Source organism: Allobosea sp. CER48, assembly GCF_044752385.1.
In the GTDB taxonomy this organism is placed as follows: domain Bacteria; phylum Pseudomonadota; class Alphaproteobacteria; order Rhizobiales; family Beijerinckiaceae; genus Allobosea.
On record NZ_JBIWYK010000447.1, the window covers coordinates 1 to 2,492 of the forward strand.

Annotated in this window: 2 protein-coding genes; both read right to left on the reverse strand. The window is 70.7% G+C overall.

Annotated features, from left to right (window positions below; all coding sequences use genetic code 11):
- Positions 1 to 871, reverse strand: an 871-nt coding sequence (locus tag ACIPIA_RS14150) for a DUF1501 domain-containing protein (protein ID WP_400510468.1), incomplete at its 3' end; no start/stop codon positions are given.
- 5 nt (positions 872 to 876) lie between these two features.
- Complete coding sequence (locus tag ACIPIA_RS14155; protein WP_400510469.1) at positions 877 to 2,343, reverse strand: DUF1800 domain-containing protein; 1,467 nt, start codon at positions 2,341 to 2,343, stop codon at positions 877 to 879.
- Between the last annotated feature and the right edge of the window lie 149 nt (positions 2,344 to 2,492).

Consider the following 2,492-nt stretch of genomic DNA (forward strand, 5'->3'; position numbering starts at 1 on the left):
GCAGGTTGGCCAGCCGTCCCTTTGCGCCGCCCTCGTTGGCGTGGGTGTCCCAGCCTTCGAAGGCGAGCGCGGCAATGCGGGGTCCGTCGTCGGCGCCGACCAGCCCGGCGACGCCTTCCGCGATCCGGCGCATGCCGTCGGCTGAGTCCGGCCCGCCACCTCCCCTGGGCTCGGCCATGCCGCTGCGCCGCGCCAGCCCCTCGGTGTCGATCGCCTGTTGCAGGGCCATGGCGAGACCGGGGTCGCGCTGGCCGTAGAGATCGGCGAGACGCGTCGTCAGGTCGGCCCCGGCCCGCGCCATGCGCGGTGGCGCCCAGCCCAGCACCGGTGCCGGCCCCCGCACCACGAGCGGCGGCACGACTCCGACACCCAGCACGCCCTTGCGCGAGATGCCCTCCCCGGCCGGCAGGCTCGCTATCAGACGGTTGAGCCAGCCATCCTCGGTGTGGCCCGGCCCGGCCTGCCCGCTCTCCAGCACGTCCTGACCGTCGAAATGGGAGCGCTCACGATAGCCCGTCGCCGCCGCGTGCACGATCGACGCCCGGCCCTCGCGGTAAAGACGGGCGAGGTTCGGCATCGCCGGATGCAGATAGAAGAAGCCATCCAGGGGCAGCGCAGCCTCCGGCCCGTCCTTGGCGAGCGCTATGCCCTCGCGCAGGCCGGCATAGTCGGGGTCGCCAAGCGGCGGCACCGCCGAGAGCCCGTCCAGCGCCCCGCGCAAGACGACCAGCAGGAAGCGTGGATCGCGGCTGCCCGCCGCCGCATGGGCGAGTTTCGGCACGAAGGACCAGGCGAAGAGCGCGCCGGCCGCGCCGAGCACCGCCCGCCGCGACGGCGTCATCCGTTCGCAATCGTCGTCATCATGTTCCATCGGCCTCACCTCCGCTGGAATTCGGGCGACAGCAGCAGCAGCGCCAGCGCCTGCGGCCGGCTCTCCGCCCGGGCCACCGCCTGCCGCGTCTCGGGCGAGAGGATCGGCCCGAGAATGTCCTCGCTCAGCGCACGTGGATCCGGTGCCGCGTTCGCCGCCTGCCGACCCCAGCCGGCGCTGACGTCGATGCGCGTCTTGATGCCTTCGGCCGAGGCCCAGGCGGCATTGCTGTCGGCGAAGCCGTTGGGCCCGGACGGCTGCCAGAAGGGCTGCCCCATGGCCGTCAGCGGTCCGATGATCTGGCCGAAATCAGGCTGGCGGCCCAGCGCCCGATAGGATGCCAGCAGGAACTCCTGCGGCGAACGAATCTTGGTCGCCGGCGCCAGCCACGCTTCATTGCTGCCGATCAGGGCCCGATAGACGGCCGGCAGATCGCCGCCGCCCTGCCGAAAGGTCGTAGCCAGCAGGTCGACAAGCCCGCGCGGTGGATCGTCGGCCACGAAATGCCGGACGAGCTTGGTCGCGATGAATCGGGCCGTAGCAGGATGTCGGGCGAGGTCGGTCAGCGCCGCGACGCCTTGCGCCCGGCCCGGCTGGTCGTAGGAGCGGCCGAGGAGCGGCGTCACGCCCGGCTCGTGCAGGCCGGCATTGAACGCGAAGGAGCCGGGAAATCCGAGCACGCCCTCGCGGCCGACGACAGTCCAGCCGGTGATGATGCGCGCGAGATTGGTGACGTCCGCCTGGCCGTAGCCGCCGGAGACGCCGAGCGTGTGCAGCTCCATGATCTCCCGCGCGAGGTTCTCGTTCAGGCCGCGCCCCCGCCGGCGGCCCGCGGCCGAGTTGGGGCCGACCGACTGGCGGTTGTCGAGGAAGTCGAGCATCGCCGGGTGGCTTTCGGCCGCGATCAGCATTTCCTCGAAGCGACCGAAGACACGAGGGCGGATGGCCTCTCGCTCATAGCTCCCCGCCATCATGCGGGACATATTGCTCTTGGTCGCCCCGATGCAGAAATGGTTCGACCAGAACATCACCAACCGCTCGGTGAAACCGGACTCGGCCGCCAGCGCCAGATCGACGCGCGCCTTCACCTCCTCGCGGTAGGTCCTGTAGGGGAGCGCCGGCTCTGCCCGGGCCTTCGCGGCCGGGGCCATCTGGTTTGGCGGGGAAGCCGGCTGCATCTCGCCCTGCCCGGCATTGGCGGTCTGCATGCCCTGCGCCGGCTGCGGCGCCTCGGCGCGCCTTGCCTCGCGATCGCGCTTCTCATCATCCTCGAACGCGTAAAGCGCCTTGCCGATCTCTGCCGCGCCCGAGAATGGAACGCCTTGCGGCTGAGCGATGAGAGATGAATCGATTTCGGTCAGAAGCCGGTCCCGCGCCTCCCGACGGATCGCCTCGCTCTGCCCGGGCTTCGGCCCGAGACCGAAACGCTGGAGCGCGACGGCCCCGGCCTTCAGATCGTCCGATCCCGCCATGCCGTCGGTCTCCGCTCAACCTGTCCGTCAGCATCCGGGCCGACTATGGCGAAATACTGAAGGTCTTCATGACAATTCGGCAATGTTCGGCCGGTGCGGCGCCGCCATGACAGCCGGATGCCCCATTGCCGTGGCGGTGACGCGCTGGC

Bases quoted from the DNA above. Each gene is read 5' to 3' on its own strand.
- ACIPIA_RS14155 (WP_400510469.1), bottom strand. From the start codon at position 2,343: ATGGCGGGATCGGACGATCTGAAGGCCGGGGCCGTCGCGCTCCAGCGT.